This window comes from Bradyrhizobium barranii subsp. apii (assembly GCF_011516635.5).
GTDB classification, from domain to species: domain Bacteria; phylum Pseudomonadota; class Alphaproteobacteria; order Rhizobiales; family Xanthobacteraceae; genus Bradyrhizobium; species Bradyrhizobium barranii.
Map to the genome: position 1 here is coordinate 9,359,173 of NZ_CP096255.1, position 21,068 is coordinate 9,380,240.

At 60.7% G+C, this 21,068-nt stretch carries 17 protein-coding genes and 3 pseudogenes; 5 read left to right on the top strand and 15 right to left on the bottom strand.

Annotated features, from left to right (window positions below):
* Positions 1 to 62: 62 nt before the first annotated feature.
* A complete protein-coding gene (locus HAP41_RS44650; protein WP_166072377.1) occupies positions 63 to 1,652 on the bottom strand; it encodes an acyl-CoA dehydrogenase family protein in 1,590 nt (529 codons plus the stop codon).
* A gap of 70 nt (positions 1,653 to 1,722) precedes the next feature.
* On the bottom strand, positions 1,723 to 3,159 hold the full coding sequence (locus tag HAP41_RS44655; protein WP_166105276.1) for an IS701 family transposase: 1,437 nt from the start codon (positions 3,157 to 3,159) through the stop codon (positions 1,723 to 1,725).
* 161 nt (positions 3,160 to 3,320) lie between these two features.
* On the opposite strand from HAP41_RS44655, the pseudogene HAP41_RS44660 reads away from it, so the two are divergent.
* Positions 3,321 to 4,015 (top strand): annotated as a pseudogene (locus tag HAP41_RS44660) (IS5 family transposase).
* A gap of 184 nt (positions 4,016 to 4,199) precedes the next feature.
* Here HAP41_RS44660 and HAP41_RS44665 read toward each other — a convergent pair.
* The 5 genes and pseudogenes from HAP41_RS44665 to HAP41_RS44685 all read right to left on the bottom strand — a co-directional run.
* Positions 4,200 to 5,346 (bottom strand): annotated as a pseudogene (locus HAP41_RS44665) (IS1380 family transposase); the annotation flags it as partial.
* Between the two features lie 162 nt (positions 5,347 to 5,508).
* Positions 5,509 to 7,149, bottom strand: coding sequence for a chaperonin GroEL (gene groL, locus HAP41_RS44670; protein ID WP_166072356.1), 1,641 nt, complete (start codon positions 7,147 to 7,149; stop codon positions 5,509 to 5,511).
* A gap of 78 nt (positions 7,150 to 7,227) precedes the next feature.
* Entirely contained in the window at positions 7,228 to 7,542 is a 315-nt protein-coding gene (locus tag HAP41_RS44675) for a co-chaperone GroES (protein ID WP_166072319.1), read from the bottom strand.
* A 730-nt stretch (positions 7,543 to 8,272) separates the two neighbouring features.
* Positions 8,273 to 8,791 carry a helix-turn-helix transcriptional regulator gene (locus HAP41_RS50865; RefSeq protein WP_166072295.1) on the bottom strand — a complete coding sequence of 173 codons (519 nt, stop codon included), beginning with the start codon at positions 8,789 to 8,791 and terminating at the stop codon, positions 8,273 to 8,275.
* A complete protein-coding gene (locus HAP41_RS44685; RefSeq protein ID WP_166072267.1) occupies positions 8,788 to 9,111 on the bottom strand; it encodes a hypothetical protein in 324 nt (107 codons plus the stop codon). Before HAP41_RS44685 ends, HAP41_RS50865 begins: the two co-directional genes overlap by 4 nt.
* 949 nt (positions 9,112 to 10,060) lie before the next feature.
* Here HAP41_RS44685 and HAP41_RS44690 point away from each other — a divergent pair.
* Positions 10,061 to 10,354 carry an AsnC family transcriptional regulator gene (locus tag HAP41_RS44690; protein ID WP_166072244.1) on the top strand — a complete coding sequence of 98 codons (294 nt, stop codon included), beginning with the start codon at positions 10,061 to 10,063 and terminating at the stop codon, positions 10,352 to 10,354.
* On the opposite strand, the pseudogene HAP41_RS44695 reads toward HAP41_RS44690, so the two are convergent.
* Positions 10,308 to 11,590 (bottom strand): annotated as a pseudogene (locus HAP41_RS44695) (IS256 family transposase). The gene HAP41_RS44690 and the pseudogene HAP41_RS44695 overlap by 47 nt on opposite strands.
* Before the next feature lie 873 nt (positions 11,591 to 12,463).
* On the opposite strand from HAP41_RS44695, the gene HAP41_RS44705 reads away from it, so the two are divergent.
* Positions 12,464 to 13,111: an FkbM family methyltransferase gene (locus HAP41_RS44705; RefSeq protein ID WP_166105386.1), complete on the top strand. Its 648-nt coding sequence runs from the start codon at positions 12,464 to 12,466 to the stop codon at positions 13,109 to 13,111.
* A gap of 209 nt (positions 13,112 to 13,320) precedes the next feature.
* Here HAP41_RS44705 and HAP41_RS44710 read toward each other — a convergent pair whose 3' ends face one another.
* The 4 genes from HAP41_RS44710 to HAP41_RS44725 all read right to left on the bottom strand — a co-directional run bounded on the left by HAP41_RS44710 (position 13,321) and on the right by HAP41_RS44725 (position 17,303).
* Entirely contained in the window at positions 13,321 to 13,503 is a 183-nt protein-coding gene (locus tag HAP41_RS44710; RefSeq protein WP_166072233.1) for a hypothetical protein, read from the bottom strand.
* Positions 13,504 to 14,021: 518 nt separating this feature from the next.
* Positions 14,022 to 14,782, bottom strand: a protein-coding gene (locus HAP41_RS44715; RefSeq protein WP_224580569.1) for an IS5 family transposase whose coding sequence is annotated in 2 segments (ribosomal slippage) — positions 14,022 to 14,453 and positions 14,456 to 14,782 — 759 coding nt in all. Because the reading frame shifts where the segments join, the coding sequence is not laid out codon by codon here.
* 413 nt (positions 14,783 to 15,195) lie between these two features.
* Positions 15,196 to 16,422, bottom strand: a complete 1,227-nt coding sequence (locus tag HAP41_RS44720) for an IS91 family transposase (protein WP_166053869.1) — start codon at positions 16,420 to 16,422, stop codon at positions 15,196 to 15,198.
* A gap of 20 nt (positions 16,423 to 16,442) precedes the next feature.
* Complete coding sequence (locus tag HAP41_RS44725; RefSeq protein WP_029085027.1) at positions 16,443 to 17,303, bottom strand: tyrosine-type recombinase/integrase; 861 nt, start codon at positions 17,301 to 17,303, stop codon at positions 16,443 to 16,445.
* 349 nt (positions 17,304 to 17,652) lie between these two features.
* Between HAP41_RS44725 and istA the strand changes: the two genes are divergently transcribed.
* Positions 17,653 to 19,194 carry an IS21 family transposase gene (gene istA, locus HAP41_RS44730; protein ID WP_166065845.1) on the top strand — a complete coding sequence of 514 codons (1,542 nt, stop codon included), beginning with the start codon at positions 17,653 to 17,655 and terminating at the stop codon, positions 19,192 to 19,194.
* A gap of 16 nt (positions 19,195 to 19,210) precedes the next feature.
* Positions 19,211 to 19,972, top strand: coding sequence for an IS21-like element helper ATPase IstB (gene istB / locus HAP41_RS44735; RefSeq protein ID WP_166063422.1), 762 nt, complete (start codon positions 19,211 to 19,213; stop codon positions 19,970 to 19,972).
* A gap of 32 nt (positions 19,973 to 20,004) precedes the next feature.
* On the opposite strand, the gene HAP41_RS44740 is transcribed toward istB, so the two are convergent.
* Genes HAP41_RS44740 through HAP41_RS44750 form a run of 3 tightly spaced genes read right to left on the bottom strand, consistent with a single transcriptional unit; the run spans position 20,005 to position 20,979 of the window.
* Positions 20,005 to 20,445, bottom strand: a complete 441-nt coding sequence (locus HAP41_RS44740) for a DDE-type integrase/transposase/recombinase (RefSeq protein WP_166072083.1) — start codon at positions 20,443 to 20,445, stop codon at positions 20,005 to 20,007.
* Positions 20,369 to 20,731, bottom strand: coding sequence for an IS3 family transposase (locus HAP41_RS44745; protein WP_166072022.1), 363 nt, complete (start codon positions 20,729 to 20,731; stop codon positions 20,369 to 20,371). Before HAP41_RS44745 ends, HAP41_RS44740 begins: the two co-directional genes overlap by 77 nt.
* Entirely contained in the window at positions 20,728 to 20,979 is a 252-nt protein-coding gene (locus tag HAP41_RS44750; protein WP_224580976.1) for a transposase, read from the bottom strand. Before HAP41_RS44750 ends, HAP41_RS44745 begins: the two co-directional genes overlap by 4 nt.
* Positions 20,980 to 21,068: the final 89 nt, after the last annotated feature.

Here is a 21,068-nt window from a genome sequence, read left to right on the forward strand (position 1 = left end):
GGGCGTTCACAATGCCAGCAGTTATAAGACGGGCCTCCTCGCTCCCCTTGTTAGCTACGGGATCAGACATACTGCTCCAGCTTGAGGTAATCGCTCGTGAGGACAGGTGAGCGGATAGAAGAAGCTGCGTCTTGAAGGAAGGTATCCAGTGTCCGACTAGCGCGAACGCGGCCTTCGAAAGATAGCCGTGCCGGTGCGCGAGTACGGAGAGTTGCTAGTTCGGAACCAACAAGGTCAGCCGCGGCAGCGGCGCAATCTGAGGCGGAGAAGCAACCAGCAGACATGACTGCTTGTGCAAGTCCTAATGTGGTGAGCCAACCGGCATAGATGAGCACGGTACCATCTGTCTCATTGAGCCCAGAGAGTTCCTCAATTGCAGCAGCATGGACCGGCGCCGCACCAAGAGACAGAAAAAGATCGGCTATCTCATCACGCGTGGCTCTAGAGAGAAGGCAGCGGCCGAGATGTGATAGGAGCGTCTCTGTCGGACCTTCGAAGATGCGGAGAATGCGAGCGTCTCGATAGATTTTAGCTACAGGCGTTCCCTCATCGTAACCACGGCCCCCCAACAGCTGGAGGCATTGATCAGCGACGAGGCCGCACCACTCCGACGACAAAACCTTCGTTGCTGACGCAAGGTGGACATTGGGCGCGCCCTTCGCTGAGATAAGTCGGCAGGATGCAGCTAGCATTGCCTTCACTACTTCCCGCCGGAGCACCATTTGCCCGAATAGCTGCTCGATATAGCTGTTCTCAATCATGCGCAGCTTACCTAGTCGACGATGTCTTGCATATGAGGCTGCGACCTGGATAGCGCGCTCAAGGGCTCCAAGGCCCATCGCAGCCACACCGATGCGCCCGCGGTTCATACTGGATGCTGCTGTTCCCCAGCCGTCTTGATCGCGAGAAAGAACGTAAGCGCTCGGCACCTCGACATCCTTGAACTCCAAAGTATTCTGGATAATGCCACGTAGACCGAGTGTGCGATGCTCGTGTGTGACCATTAAGCCCGGAGCCTGCCTATCAACTAGTACACCAACGAGCCGACCTTTCACGTCGGGACCAGAGGCTCGTGCAAAGCAAACGATCCAGCGAGCCCAGTCAGCGAGGCCAATCCAAATTTTGCGGCCAGAGATGCGAACTCTATCCTCGTGCATGAAAGCCGAAGTCTCTATGTGCCGCGGGGCAGAGCCAGCCCCAGGCTCTGTCAAAGCGAAAGCGCAAAGGTCTCCGCGTGTTGCACCCCACATGACATGCCTTTGTTCAGGGATGCGCGGTGCTGCTTCGATGCAGGGCAAGGCCAGAAAGTTATGGATAACGAGGGTAGAGGCGGCCGAGATATCGAAGGATGCAGTGGCAGAGATGAGGTCGATGGCCTCTTGCAAGGGAAGAGCTAGTCCGCCGTGCTCTGTTCGTGTAGTGAGCCCGAACAGTCCGTGCCTTGCTAATATGCTGTGTAGGGTCGGAGGAAATGCCCGACGGTCATCCGCATCAGCGAAATTCAGCTGACTCAGGTCATCGATCAAACTGGAATATAGGGTAGGTACAGCACCTTCAGCTGTGCGTTCCTGCGCCTCCCCGAATGGAGAGTAAACTTGAGAGTACATAGCCATTAGTGCATAATAGATGAGCCCGCGCTTCGTGACAATCATCCCCGGGGCTAGCTCGATCACACAATGGTATATGTGGGTGGGAGCGTAGCATGAGCAGGCTGCTCTAGTCTTACTGCGTCACAAACGGTGGTCTGTGAAATGGGCGAACTTGATTGCACAACAAGGACATCTCGACAACGTTCGGACCAGCCCTTGTTCGAGTCGCCGTCGCATCGTCGTGATCGAATTTGGAATGTGACGTTGGGTCCGTAGCGGCAGAACCGCGGGGTCTGTAATCCGCGGAAACGCGAGCGAGCGGGATCGGCCGGGCGCGCCGAGCGCCCGAGGGGGGAAACGCCTCCCGCTCGGAGATCAGGAATCCGAAGGCTGCAATGCACATCGTTGCGTGATGATGAAAGCCGCGCCAGCCGCGTCCCTCGAAGTGGCCAAGCCCGACCTCCTGCTTGAGTTCCTGATAGTCGCGTTCGATGCGCCAGCGCAATTTAGCCGTCTCTACGAGAGTCCGGAATGCCACATCCTCCGGCAATGTCGAGAGCCAGTATTTGGTAGGCTGGTCCTCGCCTTTCGGCCATTCGATCAGCAACCATTCCTCCAACCGCTGGGTGGTTTGCCAATAATCACGGTGCGCGGCACGGACCCGCACGCGGGCAAAGCGCGAGCTCAGCTTTTCGTTCGTTCCTTGCCGCCACGTGATGGTGCGCCAAGCTTTGGCCGGCAGGCCGATCGCGAGCGCTTTAACGGCGGCCGGCCGACGCTGACGGTTGCGGCGCATCAGTTTCGGGGGACGGCCGCGGCCCGACCATGGCTTCGGCGGCAAGGGACCGGTGCCGGGCGCCCATACCGTTGTGCTCGACAGAAGACCCGCCACATAGGTCAATCCCAGCGCCGTGATCTCCGTGCGCAGATCGCTGTTGTTGCCATAGCCCGCGTCCATCAGCACGACACCACGCGGAAGGCCGGTCGCACAGGCCCACCGCAACTGCTCCAGCGCGATCTCCGGCTTGGTCCGGAAGCCGACTTCGGCAGGAATGCCCACCTTGCGCCGCCGATCGCAATCCTCAGTCCATTCCTTCGGAAGATAAAGGCGGTAGGCAACAGGCAGGCTGGCGTGGTGATTGGCAATCGATAATGACACCGCCACCTGGCAATTATCCTGCTTGCCGAGCTGCCCGCAATATTGCCGTGCAACTCCAACCGAATGTCGCCCCTGCTTGGGAAATCCGGTGTCATCGATGATCCAAGCTTCGATCGGGCCCTGGCGTTCGATCGCCGGCAGGACCATCTCTCGTACCTTGCCCAGCACCTTCTCATCCGACCAGGCGCCGCTGCCGACGAAATGCAGCAGCGATTGATGTTGGGCGGCCGTCCGTTCCGGAGCCGTCATCGCCGCCATTGGCTCCACGCTCTTACGACCGCCACAGGCCATGAGGCCGACGCAATAGTCGCGCAGCGGTGCCTTCCGATCAGCATGACCGATGACGCTGGCAAGCCCTTCCAAATACGTCGCAAATCGCATCTCACTGGTCTTGGTGCCACGCCCGCTCATGTAGCCTCCTCGGCTGATGGTCCATGCTTCAACCATCGCTGATTCCGGCCGGATAAAGCCTGCGGTTTTGTGACTCAGTCGTACTAGACTAGGTGGTTTGGACTCTAGGGATTTCCTTTTAGGCGCAAATCAGATTCAAGGCTGCTTTTGGGGAGGCAGTCTTGGGTGTGATGGACCGCTTGGTATTGAGCGACGCGGCTTGGGAGCGAATGGCGCCGCTGATTATAGGTCGCCCCGACCAGAAGGGCTCCACTTGGCGCGACAATCGGATGTTCGTGGAAGGTGTACTTTGGATTGTTCGCACGGGCTCTCCCTGGCGTGATCTCCCGGAGGCGTTCGGGGATTGGAACAGCGTGTTCCGGCGCTTCAGTCGATGGAGCATCAAGGGCTGATCGTCGATTCAACCATCGTCCGGGCGCATCAGCACGCCGCCGGGGCCAAAAAAGGGGGTCTGAAGATCAGGCGATCGGCCGCTCGCGCGGGGGGGCTGAGCACCAAGTTACATATGGCCGTTCGTGGCTTGGGATGTCCCGTACGGTTCGCGCTGACCGCAGGCCAGAAGGGCGATGCACCGCAAGCTGCCGCATTGATCGAGGGACTACCTGCCGAGGTCGTCATGGCCGACACGGCCTATGACGCCGATCATTTGCGCCAAGCCATCGCCGCCAAGGGCGCGCTCGCCGTCATCCCCAACAACCCGTCACGCGCACTCAAATACCCGCTGGACAAGCACCTCTTCGAATGCTGCTTCTCAAAGCTCAAGCAGTTCCGCCGCGTCGCAACCCGCTTCGAAAAGACCGCCCGAGATTACCTAGCCGTCGTCACTCTCGCAGCCATCGTTCTTTGGATGCGGTAAGTGTCCACACGACCTAACCCGTCTTATTCGTCAGAGTGCGTTTTTTTTGGTCCGATTGATGTGGCCGCACATCTGCTCTGACGAGGCGCGCGGGATTGCCTTCGGCCTTTCACCGCCTGACGACCGGCACTTTGCAACGCGCTTGAGGTGTAGGTTGGGCGAACGGGGGCGGACGCCTCGCCGGTCAAGGACCGAGCGGCAGCAGCGCGCCTGGCAAGCCGCGGATCAGGTCGGCTTCGGGACATGCCGCGGCAAACGCAAGGCGAATGCGGCTCGTGGTCTCGACGACACGGGCAGCGAGTTTCAAGAGACGAAGACGCAGCGTCGCGAACTCGGCTGTGGCCAATTCCCGGACTTTGGGAATCGCGTCGCGCACGGTCAGCATCAGCCAATAAGCGGCGGTGTCGAGAACGAGGCGGACTTGATTGGCGAGCGCCGAACGGCAGCTGGTGCGATCGGAGGCGAGCTGCGTCTTATGCAGCTTGATCAGATTCTCGGCTTGGCCGCGCGCGCAATACAGGCTGTCGTAGATCCACTCGGCCGAGCCGACATCGAGGCTGGTGACGACGAAACGGATGTCGAGGCCGAGCATCGTCGCCTCAATACGGGCGACGGTACGTCGTTCGCGATCCCAGGACTTTGCCTTGTGGCGCGTCTCGGTATAGCCACGCAGAACCGGCAGGTTCTCGATGGTGCATCGCGTGCGGATGCCGTCGGCGGCCTCGTCGACTTTTCTGGCGAGCGGCTTGGTGCCGGACAGACCGAAGATGTAGTCGATGCCGTTGGTCTCGCACCACGCCATTGCCTCCGGCCGGGCATAGCGCCCGTCGCCACGGAACGTAATTCGCGTGTTGTGCCACCGCGTCCGGATATGCCGTATCAGGCGGCGCAGATGGGCACGCACCTCGACGCCGCCCGGCGTCTTGCCGGGCCGCAGCACGGCCGCCACGGGCCGGCTCTTCTCCGTGTCGTAGACGTAGATCGGCAGGAAGCAGCGTTCGTCATAATGAGCGTTGAACAGCGAGAGCTGCTGATGGCCGTGGACGACATCGCAGGTATCATCGATGTCGAGCGTGACGGATGCCGGCTCGCGCGGGTAGCTATCCATCCATGCGTCGAAGGCGCGGAGCATTCTCCAGCCGCGACAGCGTCGGTTGGGAACACAGATCGCGACCCGTGTCCGGCAGCCGTCCGCAGGCCAGCTTGAATGCGGGATCGGACCGCAGATGATCGAGGTCGTCGGCGTCCTCGTAGCCGCAGCAGATCGCGAACATGCGCGCGCGGAACATATCGACAAGGCTGTGCACGACCCGCGTCGGATCGCGCAGCGACTCAAAAGCGTCCCCAATTGATCTTGAGTATCTCGGCGCAAGCTGCCGATCCAGTTCGAAGCCTCGCAAGGGCTGAGGATCATTGCAAGCCCGACCGAAGGCGCAAGAACCCCGGCATTGCTGCCAGGGTTCTGCCAGTCATGGCTGCCGAGAGAGGCTGGATCAGAAGTCCATGCCGCCCATGCCCCCGCCCGGGGGCATTGCGGGCCCGGCCGCAGCCTTCTTCGGCAGCTCGGCGACCATCGCTTCCGTGGTAATCAGGAGTGCAGCAACCGAGGCGGCGTTCTGAACTGCGATGCGCACGACCTTGGTCGGGTCGATGATGCCCTTGGAGACAAGATTGCTGTATTCGCCGGTCTGCGCATCGAAGCCGAAAGAATATTGATCCTTCTCAAGCACTTTGCCGACCACGACCGAGCCGTCTTCGCCAGCATTGATCGCGATCTGGCGGGCAGGCCAGGACAGCGCCTTGCGCACGATCTCGACGCCGGTCTTCTGGTCGTCGTTCTTGGTGCTCAGGCCCTTGAGTTGCCCGGACGCTCGGAGCAGGGCGACGCCCCCGCCAGGCAAAATACCTTCCTCGACGGCCGCACGGGTCGCATGCATCGCGTCATCAACGCGATCCTTGCGCTCCTTCACCTCGACCTCAGTCGCGCCGCCGACGCGGATCACCGCGACGCCGCCTGCGAGCTTGGCGAGACGCTCCTGCAGCTTCTCACGGTCGTAGTCCGAGGTGGTCTCCTCGATCTGCGCCTTGATCTGGGCAACGCGGGCGTCGATGTCGGCCTTCTTGCCGGCGCCGTTGACGATCGTGGTGTTTTCCTTGTCGATCATCATCTTCTTGGCGCGACCGAGCATCTGCAGCGTGACGTTCTCGAGCTTGATGCCGAGGTCTTCCGAGATGGCCTGGCCGCCGGTCAGGATCGCGATGTCCTGCAGCATGGCCTTGCGGCGATCGCCGAAGCCCGGAGCCTTGACGGCCGCGACCTTCAGGCCGCCACGCAGGCGGTTGACGACGAGGGTGGCGAGGGCTTCGCCTTCGACGTCTTCAGCGACGATCACCAGCGGCTTGCCGGTCTGCACCACGGCCTCGAGCAGCGGCAGCAGCTCGTTCAGCGAGGAGAGCTTCTTCTCGTTGATGAGGATGTAGGCGTCGTCCATCTCAACGCGCATCTTGTCGGCGTTGGTGACGAAGTAGGGCGAGATGTAGCCGCGATCAAACTGCATGCCCTCGACGACGTCGAGCTCGGTCTCGAGCGACTTGGCTTCCTCGACCGTGATCACGCCCTCGTTGCCGACCTTCTTCATGGCGTCGGCGAGGAACTTGCCGATCTCGGCATCGCCGTTGGCCGAAATGGTGCCGACCTGGGCGATCTCCTCGTTCGAGGTGACCTTCTTCGAGTTCTTCTGGAGGTCCGCAACGACGGCTTCGACCGCGAGGTCGATACCGCGCTTCAGATCCATCGGGTTCATGCCGGCCGCAACCGACTTGGCGCCTTCACGCACGATGGCAGCCGCAAGCACGGTCGCGGTCGTGGTGCCATCTCCGGCCGCGTCAGCGGCTTTGGCGGCGACCTCGCGCACCATCTGGGCGCCCATATTCTCGAACTTTTCCTCCAGCTCCACCTCCTTGACGACCGCGACCCCATCCTTGGTGATGCGCGGAGCGCCGAACGATTTGTCGAGCACCACGTTGCGGCCCTTCGGACCGAGCGTGACCTGAACGGCGTTCGCGAGGATATCGATACCCCGAAGCATGCGATCGCGCGCTTCTACGCCGAATTTGACCTCTTTGGCTGACATAATGATTCCTTCAGTTGTATTTCGACCTTCGGGGCGCCCGGCCGGCACTCTTCGGGGATAAGCAGTGTGAACGACGAACTAGGCGGCCTTCTTTCTTGAGAACACGTCGGTAAGAACGCCCATGACATCGCTTTCCTTCATGATCAATAGCTCTTGGCTGTCGATCTTGACCTCGGTGCCCGACCACTTGCCGAACAGCACGCGGTCGCCGACCTGCACGTCGATCGGGATCAGCTTGCCGGTCTCGTCACGGCCACCCGGGCCAACGGCGATAACTTCGCCTTGCGAGGGCTTTTCCTTGGCTGTGTCGGGAATGATGATACCGCCAGCGGTCTTCTCTTCTGCGTCGATGCGTTTGACCACGACGCGATCGTGAAGCGGACGGAAATTCATGCAGGCCTCCTGAGCATTTGAACGGGTTGGAGATAGGCACATTGCGAACAGCGCCGTTATAGCAAGAGGCAGGCCAAAGATGAGCTGATTGATCCTGCCTGCAGTTCTGCTAAATCGTACACTTGCGCGTATGTTCGTCCGGAAGCAAACGCGCTGGCGTACTCAGCCCGTCAAGCTGTCGTGAAAGTGACATTGCATCTCGTCAAAGCACCAGCATCGATCGTCACGCCTTGGCCTAAATCATGCAGGCTTGGGTCGCGGCAAGTCAGGCTGGTCAGAGGAGTCCGATGCATGCAGGCTCACGATTGGCAGTGCACTCGAGTGCCAACCCTCGTGATCCGCGGCTTCTCCGCGGCTCTGCGCTGTTGGGCTTTGGCATCGAAACCGCTTGGACGGATTTGGAAGGAGCAATCATGCAGTCCGCGTCAAAAGAGAACGGGTCTATCAAGATCGTCGGCCCTGCCGACCGTCCGAAGGTCATTGCCGTTCTGACGACAGCCTTTACGACCTGCCTGCTGCTAAGATGGCTATATCCAGAACCGGAGCGCTACTTACGCCATTTCGCCGGCTTCCTGGAATACTACGCCGGCGATCCCTACTTCGATGGAAGTGGCGCGTATCTCGAAGACGGCCAGAAAGGTGCGTTGTTGTGGGTAACCGACAAAGCGCACCGTAATGACAAGCGCATGATGGAATATTTGCTCGGCAGTGTTCCACTTCAGTCGGCCCCCTATTTGCAAGCGGGCGATGCAGTCGGCAAAATGCGTTTCAGGCGCGCTCGATCTGACGATCGGTCCGTGCGCGGCGAGACGAACAGCTGCTGTGCGATTTGCGGGTTTGACGCGCCGGTTGCAACCAGATGTAACACTTGGATCTCTCTGAGCGAGAGATCGTATGGCCACGAAATCTGCTCCTCGGTGACCACGACCATGGTATGCTGGCAAGGTTGAGACGTGATGGCATTGGCCGCTGTCATCGCTCCACAGGAAGCGTCGCGGGGTCCAGGGCCTAAGCATTTCCGCGAGCAGTTTGCACCCCCGTCGCCCAGCTCTCGACCCGCTGCACGTGCCAGCAAGTTGAAAGCGGCGCCACTTGAAGAAATCACCAACGCAAACGAGTTAGGAGCCACGCCTTCTGCGAGTAGAGGGGGCGTTCTCAGCCGGTCGCAGAGCTCGGCCAGAATGGGACGAAATCGCTGAGTGATGTCCTTGGGCTCATCCGTTGCCCCCGCTGACGTAGTCCACTTCATTGGAAAGCACCGACGTAGCGGCAGTCCGACAACCGCAAGCACATCGTCGAGCCCTCGTGGAGGCCCGATGGAATGAGAAATTCGCGCGCCGTCAGAGTCTCGGGAAACCAAAGGGTCCAGTCTCGCTCACAATCGCGCCACCTGAGCGAGCGCGGATCATCCTGATGCGCAATGGTGAAGGCAGGATTGTCTTTGACGAAATCATCATTGATGTGATCGAGCAGCTTCTCGGAGTAACCGTCACTTGCGAGCGTCTGATGCAGATGAGTCTGCGATAGCGGATCCCAAGCACTCAAAGTAAAAGCGGAACACTGCACCAAGGTCCTATCAATCAGTTACGCCCGTGGATCGACGGATGCCGCATCCCACGGAACGATCACCGAGCTCTCTAAAAGTGCTCTCACCGATTCCCCCCTTAAGATATCACTGCGGAAGAAGCCCGCCGGTCACGCTCGGTCGATGTTAGGTTGCGTTTTGGGCGGCTGTCGCGCCGCCTTGTTGCTCTCAGCGCTCCTGGCGGCTCGTTGTTTTAGCCAGCTTACGACAGTTAATATTCGTTCGCGCCGGCTATTGGACTGCTCGGGGCCGTCAAAGGTTAGGTCGGTTGTCCGAGAGGGGCTTTTCCACTAGCCCACCAGCTGTTCGACGACGTCCTCGCCAAGCGAATAGAGCGGGCGTTACACGCGCGCATTGGGCGAGACAAGCTGTTCGCTAGCGCAGTCCGTCTGTGCGGCGCTGCTACTGGCTTCGCAAAATCGGTCAACTGATGTATTGAAGCAAGGTGCGGCGCGTCCGAAGCTTGGTCATCGCAGCATTTTGGTCTCGCGATGTCTAAGCCGGCGCTGCGGTGAAAAGGTCTGCGATAGAGCGCATCGTGTACGCAATGGGTGTGAAGGGAGATCAGCCGGGCAAGGCACGAAGAGACAACAATGCGCTACTGCTCTGAAACTCTCGGAATTAGCATCGTCAAACGATGCGCCGTCTGTAATGGTCAGTTCGGACTGGTCCGGTACTACTCATGGCGGACCTCTCTTTGTCCAAGGAAGTGCCTCGATCGCCTGCGCGCCCGCCGGCAAGCCGACCGTAGCTGGCTGAGCAAGCTCGTCGCTCGAGAATCAACAAAGCGATCGGGCGTGCGAGCCGAGCTGGTCTGACGCCCTACCGCTCCCCGCTTGAACGATCTGATTACGTATTGGAAGGGCAGGGCTCAAGCGAGGGGCCGGGTTTGGTCGTGGAAAAACCTGCTCGCCCGTTGATCCCGCCAGAACCATGAAACTTGACAGAACGGATGCCCGCCTTCTTGACTTACTGCAAAGAAACAACCGTCTGAGCAGTGAAATACTCGGCGCGAAGGTCGGGTTGTCGGCCTCTGGCGTTCAGCGCCGACTGAAGCGCCTGCGAGCACTGCGCGGAATCGAAGCGGACGTCTCAATCATTTCTCCGAAAGCAATCGGACGAAACGTGACCCTGCTGGTTCTCGTGAGCTATCGCCAAATTGTGGTGACGGCGCGGCCGGTCAGGCGGCGGCGGTTATGGGCTGACGGTCAGTCGGTTTGGCGATGACCTCGATCCCGTCGTTGAATGTCACACCGAGAACGAGTTTTGGCAACTGGTTGTGACCATCGAGACGACGCCGGCTTTTCTGCGCGGCCTCAAGCAGTTTGAAGACCATCGCGAGCGCCGTTCTGTTGGACAGGCAGCCCTTCGATCGGATCGTGCGGTGGCGCACGGTAGCGAAGGTGCTTTCAATGGGATTGGTGGTCCGCAGGTGTTTCCAGTGTTCGGCCGGGAAGTCGTAGAACGCCAGTAGCGTGTCCCGATCCTTGCTCAGGCAGTCGGCCGCCTTCTCGTATTTGGGCGTATAGCTCTCGATGAAGGCGTCGAACGCCAGCTCGGCGGCGGCCTTGGTTTCGGCCATCCAGCTCTCCTGCAACGCGCGTTTGGCTTTAGGCTGCTGGCTCTTCGGCAACTTGGCGATCACGTTGGCGGTCTTGTGTACCCAGCAGCGCTGCCCGCGCGTTTTCGGCCAGACCTCGCCGGCGGCCTTCCAGAACCCGAGCGCGCCGTCGGCGATGGTGAGCCGCGGCGGCACGCCGAGCCCGCGCCGCTTCAGGTCGAGCAGCAGATCGCGCCAGTCCTGCGCGCTCTCGCGGGCGCCATCGGTGAAGCCGACCAGTTCCTTGCGGCCTTCCGGCGTCGCGCCGATCAGCACCAGGATGCACTGCTTTTCGTCTTCGAGGCGTGCTTGGAGATGGATGCCATCGGCCCAGATGTAGACGTAGCGCTTCGCCGACAGATCGCGCCTCTGCCACGCGGTGTGTTCGTCAAGCCAACCGTCCTTCAGACGGCCGATGGCGGATGCCGACAACCCGGCAGCATCCTTGCCGAGCAGCGCCGCCAGAGCCTCGGAGAAGTCGCCGGTGGAGATACCCTTCAGGTAAAGGATCGGCAGCAGCGTCTCGATCGATTTCGAGCGGCGCATGTAGGGCGGCAGGATCGACGGAGAGAACCGGATGCGGTCGGGATCGGTAGCCTCCGCCTCGCGATCGCGTACACGCGGCTGGCGGACGCCGACCGGACCGATACCATCCATCACCTCGCGTTCCGGCAGGTGACCGTGGCGCACGAGCGCTGGTGGCCGTCCGCAGTCCTCAAATCGGCATGCTTGCCGAGAAAGTCCGCGACCTCGGCCTCGACCGCCTGGGCCAACAGAGCACGCGCCCCATTGCGCAAGATTTCGGTGAGTTGATCGTCGACGTTTCCTGGCTGAATCAACTTGATGATGTTATCTTTGGACACGGCATATCGCTCCTTCGGTGGAGAAGTGGAGGCGTCAAGCACCCCCACGATATGCCGCCTTCCCGATTCCCGCCGTCACCAACTTTCAGCGATAGCTCGGTTCTCGTCTCACTTCACCGGAATTGAGCCGACATCGTTGATCGCTTCAAGCGCGCAATCTGCAAAAATGACTGAGGTGATGAGCGGATTCTATGTCACCGGTCAGCCCCACTTCGTCCTGCTCGTTACCGCAGATAATCTGGAGGAGTAAGAGAAATTTACCCGCCGCCTCTCTCATGAAGATCCGGACATAGAGCGCTTCGAAACCATGGTGGTTATGGATAGGGTCAAGGCAGGCTTTACCTTGCCAATTTTTTCGATCGCATGCTGGTGATCGCCCGATACCGTTCGAACGGAGGCCGGCGCTCGTTCAGTTCATCACAATTATCATCTATGCGGAGTGAACGTCGATCAGTAGCCTTTCCTGGAGCGGGCGCAGTCGCCCGTGGCCGCTCCCGGTACCTGGTGCCCGAAGGTGGTACCAAGACTGGTGACAATCAGACCACAATCCGTTCGGCGCGGGTCTTTATCGCCTTGCGAAGCCAGATCGCGATGCAGTGGTCAAAGGGCCACTCGCAAATCACCTATGTTACCGCGAAGATCGCATTCCAGATGGCGCCATCGAGAGCACGCCGCGGCCCGCTTCGCAAGACAAGCCGGCAGTGGCGGCAGCATCATCCCTCGCCACGCTCGAGCGAAAGAGAGCGCCATCCGCGACCGCTCGCGCGCCGGCATATGAATTATATACGTTGATATACGTTGTGCTGGGATGTCGGACGTGTGATTGCGCGTCTAGGACAAAGTGTCAACGGAGTTCCAATGGAAAAACAACCCGTGTCTTCTGTGGACGTACATCAGCATATTCTGTCACTTCTTGGGATGTCCAATCCAGTGATCTTGGATATCGGCTGCAATGACGGAACCGATACGGCACATTTTCTTACCCTGTGCCCACAAGCTCAGCTTTACTGCTTTGAGCCGGACCCCCGAGCGATCGCGCGTTTCAAGAAGAAGCTCGGTCCAAATCTCGATAAGGTGAAGCTGCTTGAAATTGCGATCAGCGAACGAAACGGGACGATCGACTTCCATCCAAGCAATGCAGATGGAGATGCAAAGGAATGGGACCTCTCTGGCTCAATACGCCGCCCGAAGAACCATCTTACCGAGTATGATTGGGTTCGCTTCGACGGTCCCTTCTCGGTTGAAACTCGACGGCTCGACGATTGGTGCAGCGAAGCTGGACTGAACACGGTCGATTTCATCTGGATGGACGTTCAAGGAGCCGAGGCCGATGTCATCGCCGGTGGCGTGCAGACGTTAAGCAACACGCGCTTCATCTACACGGAATATAGCGATCGCGAGCTCTACGAGGGGCAGCTGTCCCTGCAAGCCATTCTCGACCTATTACCATCATTCGAAGTGGCGGCTCATTATCCCCGCGAAGTGGAGGGTGACGTATTGCTGAAAAATACGCAATTCTAGCTGCCATATCCGGCAGCCCGTTCGTCGGTGAAAGAGCTTGCCCCAGATTTATGTAGCACATTGTTGTGTAACAGCGATCGATCGGGCAAGCGGGCTCGTTGCCTCGCTCGCGGCATGTCCTTTGACGTTCTCGGTTGTTGCCGTTGCACGGGCTTACGGACGGGAGATGCATAAGACTCCCGTGATAATTGCTGAGTTGCCGATAATCGCTATTTTGATATATCGGCGCGGTGAGTGACGTCCCGGATAGCCGCGCGAGCCGTTTCAGATGCTTGAATCAGCTCCATCAGCCGGCGCTCATACTGTTTAAGCGTCTGAACGGTTGCTGCATGCTCTGGGCCTCTAGGAAGCTGCTGCACTGATTCGAACAACTGCCAAAGCAGCTGCATCATGTCGCGTAGTTCCTTGAGCCTCGCCAGTTTTGTCACCCGGTCAACCTTGCTCTAATTGCTCCAATGCGAAGACGGGCTGAAGCATCGGCGTTCGATCCGATCAACACCGCAGATAGGAAGACGTGAGATCGGTAAAAAGGGTCGTTTTTCCCCGCCGGATGCAGTTGGTCGCACGATCGTCTCCGTTGGTTAGTTTCTTTCTCGCGGTTTTTCAGTCCTGCCGTCTCGCTCATGATCCTGGCGGGAACCATTCAGTCTGCTGTACAGAGGCAAATGTTGCGTGAGGGTTTTGCAACGACCGTGCCATCAGCTCGATCTAGCCTACGGATCTGAGAATACTAGGTTCGTGGTTGTTGCGGATCCGACATCGCCTCGGCGCCCGGCCTGTCAGTGTCCATACAGCATCAATGGATTCCAAGCACCGGCTTTGGCTCTGAGCGTTGTGTTGCGACGCGTGCAATACGCGCTGTGGTCCTTGGCGCCGGAAAGCTCGCTTACAGCTGCTCTAGGATCCGGACTCAATTGATCCACCAAGTGATCGCGGCGGCCAGCAGGATTGCAGACAGGAAGATGTCTGCGCGCTTGTCGTATCGGGTTGCGATGCGGCGGAAGTCCTCGAGACGGCAGAACATCCGCTCGATGACGTTGCGGCCTTTGTAGGCGACCTTATCGTAGCGATGCGGATGCTTGCGGGTCGGATTTGGCGGGATCACGGCCTTGATGCGGCGTGCGGCTAGTTCGTCGCGCAGGCTTCTGGCGTCGTAGGCTCGATCAGCCAGCAGACGGCGCGGGGTACGAACCATGCCGATCAAACCGCGTGCACCGACCAGGTCGTGGGTGTTGCCGGGGGTGATCAGGAAGGCAAGCGGACGGCCGATATCGTCGGTCAGCGCGTGGATTTTGGTGGTCTGCCCGCCGCGCGAGCGGCCGATCGCGTTGTTGAAGGCCCCCCTTTTGCGCCGGCCGCGGAGCGATGGGCTTTGATGTAACTGGAATCCACCGACATCGATCCGTACATGCCGGTCGATCCGGTCAGGGCGTAAAAAATATCCGTCCAAATCCCCTGTCGGTTCCAGCGGTTGAAGCGGTTGTAGACCGTCGTGTAGGGGCCGTAGACTTCCGGGCAATCGCGCCAGCGCGAACCAGATTTCAGCATGTGCACAATGCCGCTGATCACGCGTCTATCATCGACCCGATGCGCTCCCTTGCGCCCTCGTGGCAACAACGGCTCAATCCGCCGCCATTCCGCATCGCTGAGCCAGTAGACCTGCTTTGCCATTCAAGCCTCCCTTCCGCTGAGAAGCTTGAATCACAGTCCAATTCCAGATGGAATCTGGAGGGTTCTGTGAGGTCGCGCTCACGCGAGGGCGCGGCAGGCGCTTATGACGCGACCTCATTGAAGCCGGATTGAACGAAGGCGCGGGAGGCTATTCGCGGTTTTGCAGCTATGGGGATTGTTCGAGATCGCCATGCCCGATCTGCTGGCTCGGCGCGTGAGGCAGAGACACAGGAGTGCGCATCCTGGAAGAGTTGAGATCAGACGCGCTTCGCCTGAGATCGCGATAGGCCTTTTGCTGCATCGGACGGTTGTTGTCGCGCAGTGTGACAGCACGGATTCGACATCGTCCGCGATGATCGAGACGCTGGGAGCGAAATGACGAATGATGATCGTCGTGCACGACATGACTTGGCTCACGATGTGTCGCATCGGAACGGTGATGTTCGAGGGCTGGGGCGTCTGAAGCTATGTCGAAAGCGCTCAATGATGCGCATGACGCCACCACAATCGGGACAGGCAGGAACCTCGGCCCAGGTTTGAGCCTCCGAATCCACAGGCGACGGCTGGCCATCGTTTGGGGCTGTTCGCTCATGATCGAGAAGTTCGCGGCAAAGGGCGAGCTTGGCAGCGCGATGGCGGTTGGCCATGAAGCCGAAGTGGCGGATGCGGTGGAAGCCGTCAGGCGGCGTATGAAGCAGGAAACGGCGAATGAACTCATCGGGCTTGAGATTCATGATCTTTGTCGCGCTGTTTTGGCGATAGTCCTTCCATGAGAAGGCGACATGATCGTCGTCGAGTGCGACGAGCCGGCTGTTGGCGATCGCGACGCGATGGGTGTAGCGGCCGAGATAGGCCAGGACCTGTGCGGGTCCGCCGAAGGGCCGCTTGGCGTAAACAACCCAGTTGATGCGTCGCATGGCGTCGAGGTGGGCCGCAAAGGCAGCCGGCTCGGCCAGAGCTCCGAGATCGCCGAAGAAACGCAAGGCACCGGAGTTGAAGGCTGCCGACAGACGTTTGAGAAAAAGTGTGCGAAATAGTCTGGACAACGGTTTGACGGCCAGGAAGAAGTTCGGTCGGCAAGCGGTCCAGCGCGCGCCATCGGGCGAGAGGCCGCCACCCGGAACGACGCAATGGACGTGGGGATGATGCATCAGCGTCTGTCCCCAGGTGTGGAGGACGGCGACGCCGCCGATCGCACCGCCGAGCCGGCGTGGATTGGCGGCGAGCGTCGTCATCGCCTCGGCGGCAGCCTTGAACAGGATGGCATAGACGACGGCCTTGTTCTGGAAAGCGATCGCGGCGATCGGTGCGGGAAGTGTAAAGACGACGTGGAAATAGGGAACCGGAAGCAGGTCGGCTTGACGCGCGGCGAGCCACGCGGCTCGGGCTCTCCCCTGACACTTCGGACAGTGCCGATTGCGGCAGGAATTATAGGCAACGCGTGTCGTGCCGCAGTCGTCGCAAGCCTGCATGTGGCCGCCGAGCGCCTCGGTCCGGCACGCAACGATCGCGCTCATCACGCGCCGCTCGACCCGCCCCAGATGACCGGCATGTACACGGCGATAGGCGTCGCCATGCCGGCGCAGAATATCGGCAATCTCGATGGCGGGCCTGTTGGAGCGGATGTCGGAGCGGGTCATGACCCGCATCCCGCTGCGGGTCATCCAGGTGGCGTCACCTCCAGCGACAGGCGATCGAGCGGGCTCTGCGTCGCTCGGATCGTATCGGTGGCGACCTGCGTGTAGCGCGCTGTCGACGACAAATTATTGTGCCCGAGCAAGACCTGGATGATCCGGATATCGGTTCCGTTCTCGAGAAGATGTGTCGCGAAGCTGTGGCGCAGCGTGTGCAGCGTGACGCGCTTGGTCAGGCCCGCAGCCTTCACCGCCGACCGGCAGGCGGCATGCAGCACGGTCTGATCGATCGGATGATCTTCGTCACGACCAGGGAACAGATAAAGCCGCGGCCGGGCGAGCCGCCAGTAGGTGCGCAGGATGCCCAGCAGCTGGGGCGACAGCATCACGTTGCGATCCTTCGCGCCCTTGCCGTGGCGCACCTGGATGACGCCGCGGGCGCTGTCGATGTCTTCGATCCGCAGTCCCGCAACCTCCGAGGCCCTGAGCCCGGCCGCATAGGCGGTGGTGAGCGCGGCGCGGCTCTTCAGGCTCGATACCGCTTCAAGAAACTGAACCACTTCGTCGGCGCTGAGAACGACCGGCAGCTTGCGCGGTTCTCGCGCATAGGGAATGCGCTCTGGGATGAGCGCCTCGCCGAGCGTGACGCCGTAGAAAAACCGTAGCGCACAGACGATCTGGTTCAGCGCCGGCCATGAGATGCCGGTCGAGACCAAATGCACCTGGAAGGCGCGGACGTCTTCCAGCTCTAACCGGTCAGGCGATCGGCCAAAATAGCGGCTGAACTTCGAAACCGCGCTGATGTAGGATCTTTGCGTCGCCGGCGACAGATTGCGGACGGTCATGTCTTCGATCATGCGGCGGCGAAGAGGGCTCAAATCGGCCATCTCGATACTCCTGTCTGAGGGGGTGGGCTCCAACACCCACATCCTCTCAGCCAGGAGGCGATCTATGCCACCTTGCCCCCTACGCCGCGGCAGCGGCTTCGTTCAATCCGGCTTCAATGAGGTCGCGTCATAAGCGCCTGCCGCGCCCTCGCGTGAGCGCGACCTCACAGAACCCTTGCATGTTTCGCGGGATCGTGAGCACGGATTTCAGGGGATCGTGAGCAGAGATTTCAGACGATCGTGAGCACGGATTTCGCGGGATCGTGAGCAGCTTTTCAGCAACTCAGCCCGCTTCGGCCGACAACTCAACCGGCTTAGGAACTGCCTCGTCAGTGAACGAGGAAGGCCGATGCCCACCCAGAGATTGTCGATGCGCCGGATCAAAGAGGTTCTCCGCTTAAAACATGTTCAAGGCTTGCCGGAGCGAGCCATCGCGCGCACCTTGGGCATCAGCAACGGCGCCGTGCACAGCTATCTACGCCGAGCCGGGGCTGCCGGGCTGAACTGGCCGTTGCCGGCCGGAATGAGCGACGAGGACCTGGAGCTGCTGCTTTTCCCGGCGCCGAGGCCTGCGTCGCAGAGCCCCCAGCGGGCCGTTCCCGACTGGGGCTATGTCGACAAGGAGCTGCGCCGACGCAACGTGACCCGTCGGCTGCTGTGGGACGAGTATCGCGCCACCCATCCCGATGGCTTCGGCTACACCTGGTTCTGCACGACGTACGAGGCCTGGAAGGGGCGAGCCCGGCCTTCGATGCGGCAGACGCATCTGGGCGGCGAGAAGGTTTTCGTGGATTTCGCCGGCGACACCATCGACGTCATCGATCCCTCAAACGGGGAAGTGCAGTCGATGAAGCTGTTCGTCGCGGCGATGGGCGCCTCCAACTATACCTATGCCGAGGCCTGTCCAAGCGAGGGGCTCGCCGACTGGATCCGGGTCCACATCAATCTTTTCGCCTTCCTCGGCGGCGTGCCGACATTCGTAGTCTGCGACAATCTCAAGGCCGCCGTCACCAATCCCGACCGCCACGATCCCGGCCTCAACCGAACCTATGCCGAGATGGCGAGCCATTACGGCACGGCCATTCTCGCAGCCCGGCCGCGGCGCCCAAAAGATAAGGCAAAGGTCGAAGTTGCGGTGCAAGTCGCCCAGCGATGGATTCTGGCGCGGCTGCGCAACCAACGCTTCTTTTCGTTGGCGGAGCTGAACGCAGCCATCAAAACACTCGTCGTCGAACTCAATGCAAGGCAGATGCGCGACTTTGGCGCCAGTCGCGCCGAACTGTTCGCCGAGCTCGACAAGCCCAAGCTTACAAAGCTGCCGGACCAGGCTTACGCTTTCGCACGCTGGAAGCGATGCCGGATCGGCCCCGACTATCATATCGAGATCGATGGACACTGGTATTCCGCGCCGTATCGGCTCATCCGTGAGCTTGTCGACGCACGCATCGATGACAGAACGGTCGAGATCTTCCACAACGGCCGCAGGATCGCCAGCCACGCCCGCGCGCCCAACCGGCGGGGCCACACCACCATCGCCGACCATATGCCCAGCGCCCATCGGCGCTACGGTCAATGGACGCCCGCCGGAGTGATCGTCGCCGGCGAGCGGATCGGTCCGTCGACCGCCGCCTTCTTCCAGGCCGTGATCGCGGCCCGGCCGCATCCCGAGCAAGGCTTTCGCACCTGCCTCGGCATTCTGTCACTGGTCAAAAGCTACAGCGCGGAGCGCGTCGAAGCGGCCTGCCGGCGCGGCATTCTGATCAAGGCGCGATCCGTCGCCTCGATCCGCTCCATCCTCCAGAACGGTCTGGATCGTACCTTTCTCGACGAGCCCTCCGAACACCAACCCCTGCGCCACGGCAACATCCGCGGCCGCGATTATTTTCACTGAAGCCAAGGAGACCTGTATGCTCAACCATCCCACCCACGAACGCCTGATCGAGCTCGGCTTGAGCGGCATGGCCAAGGCCTTCGAGGAGCAGCGACGATCGCCTGATCTCGAAGCCTTGCCGTTCGAAGATCGCATCGGCCTGCTGGTCGACCGGGAAGCGGCGGAACGCGACACCAGGCGGCTCACCACGCGCCTCAAGCTGGCCTCGCTCCGCCAGAATGCCTGCGTGGAGGACGTCGATTTGCGCACGCCGCGGGGTATCGACCGGGCCGTCTTCGCCAAGCTCGCCAGCGGCGACTGGATCGATCGCCACGAGAATTTGCTCATAACCGGGGCGACCGGATTGGGCAAAAGTTGGTTAGCCTGTGCCCTCGGCCACAAGGCCTGCCGAGATAATCGCTCGGTCCTCTATCACCGCGTCCCAAGATTGTTCGAAGCGTTGGGGCTCGCGCGGGGCGATGGACGTTATGCCCGCTTGCTCAAAACCCTTGGCCGCGCCCAGGTTCTGATTTTGGATGATTGGGGATTGTCGGTGCTCACCGCTGCCGAGCGGCGCGATCTACTGGAAATCCTTGACGATCGCCATGGCCGCTCCTCCACCATCGTAACCAGCCAACTCCCTGTGGACACATGGCACGAAGTTATCGGAGATCCCACGCTAGGCGACGCGATTCTGGATCGCCTCGTCCACAACGCTCACCGCCTCCAGCTTGCTGGCGAAAGCATGCGAAAACGCAACGCCAAAACCATCACCCTTGACGAGCAGCCAGAACGCTGACCCTATCACCGCCTCGGCCGGAGCGAGGCTGCTCACGATCGTCTGAATTCGGCGCTCATGATCGCGCGAAATCGCTGCTCACGATCACTGAAATATGCATTGCGGCTCATCGATGCGGTGATGCCGGCGCCCGTGAAAGCGTCGCGATGGGCGCGTGAGGCATACTGCACTCCGCGATCGGAGTGGTGGATCAACCCGTGCTGCGGGCGTTGCTGCTTGATGGCCATTGCCAGAGCCGCGGATGGCAGTTCGACCTGCATGTGATCCCGCATCGCCCACCCGACGATCTTTCGGCTGAACATGTCCATGACGGCCGCCAGGTATAACCAGCCCTCCGCGGTCGGGATGTAGTTGATATCGGCGAGCCAGACCCGGTTTGGCGCTGCGGCGGTAAAGTCACGCGCGATCAGGTTCGGCGCGATCGGCAGATCGTGACGACTGTCGGTGGTGCGAACCCGACGGGGTCGCGCCATGAGCGCTCGAATGCCATATCAGACGCATCAGCCGTTCGATCCGGCCGCGGCTGGCGCCCCGTCCCTGGGTCCGCAGAGCGGCATAGACCCGCGGGCTGCCATAGCGCTGACCGCTGTCGTGATGGACCTGCCGGATCTCGGCCAGGAGCGTGGAATTGGAGCCCGCACGCGCGCTCACCGGGCGCTCGCGCCATGCGTAATAGCCCGCCGGCGAGACCTCGAGCACGGCACACATCAAGCGTATCGGATAGGTCTCGCGGTGGTCCTCGATGAAGCGAAAGCTCATGTCCGGGTTCCGGCAAAGATCGCGATCGACTTTTTTAAAATGTCGCGCTCCATGCGCAGCCGTTCGTTCTCCTGACGCAACCGGGCGATCTCTGAAGCCTGGTCCGCCGACATCGGCGTCGCCTGCGTGGTGGGGCGCCACGCCGCCGATGCCGGCTCCTGCCGGAGCTTATCTACCCAGCGCCGCAGCACCGAGTTGCGCAGACCCAGCTCTTTGGAAACCGACCCGATCGAGCGACCGCTCGACACCACCAGTTCGACCGCCTGGCGCTTGTAATCCTCGGTAAACGACCGACGTTGAGGTTACATTCGACACCTCCGGGCTCATTGAGGGGGAT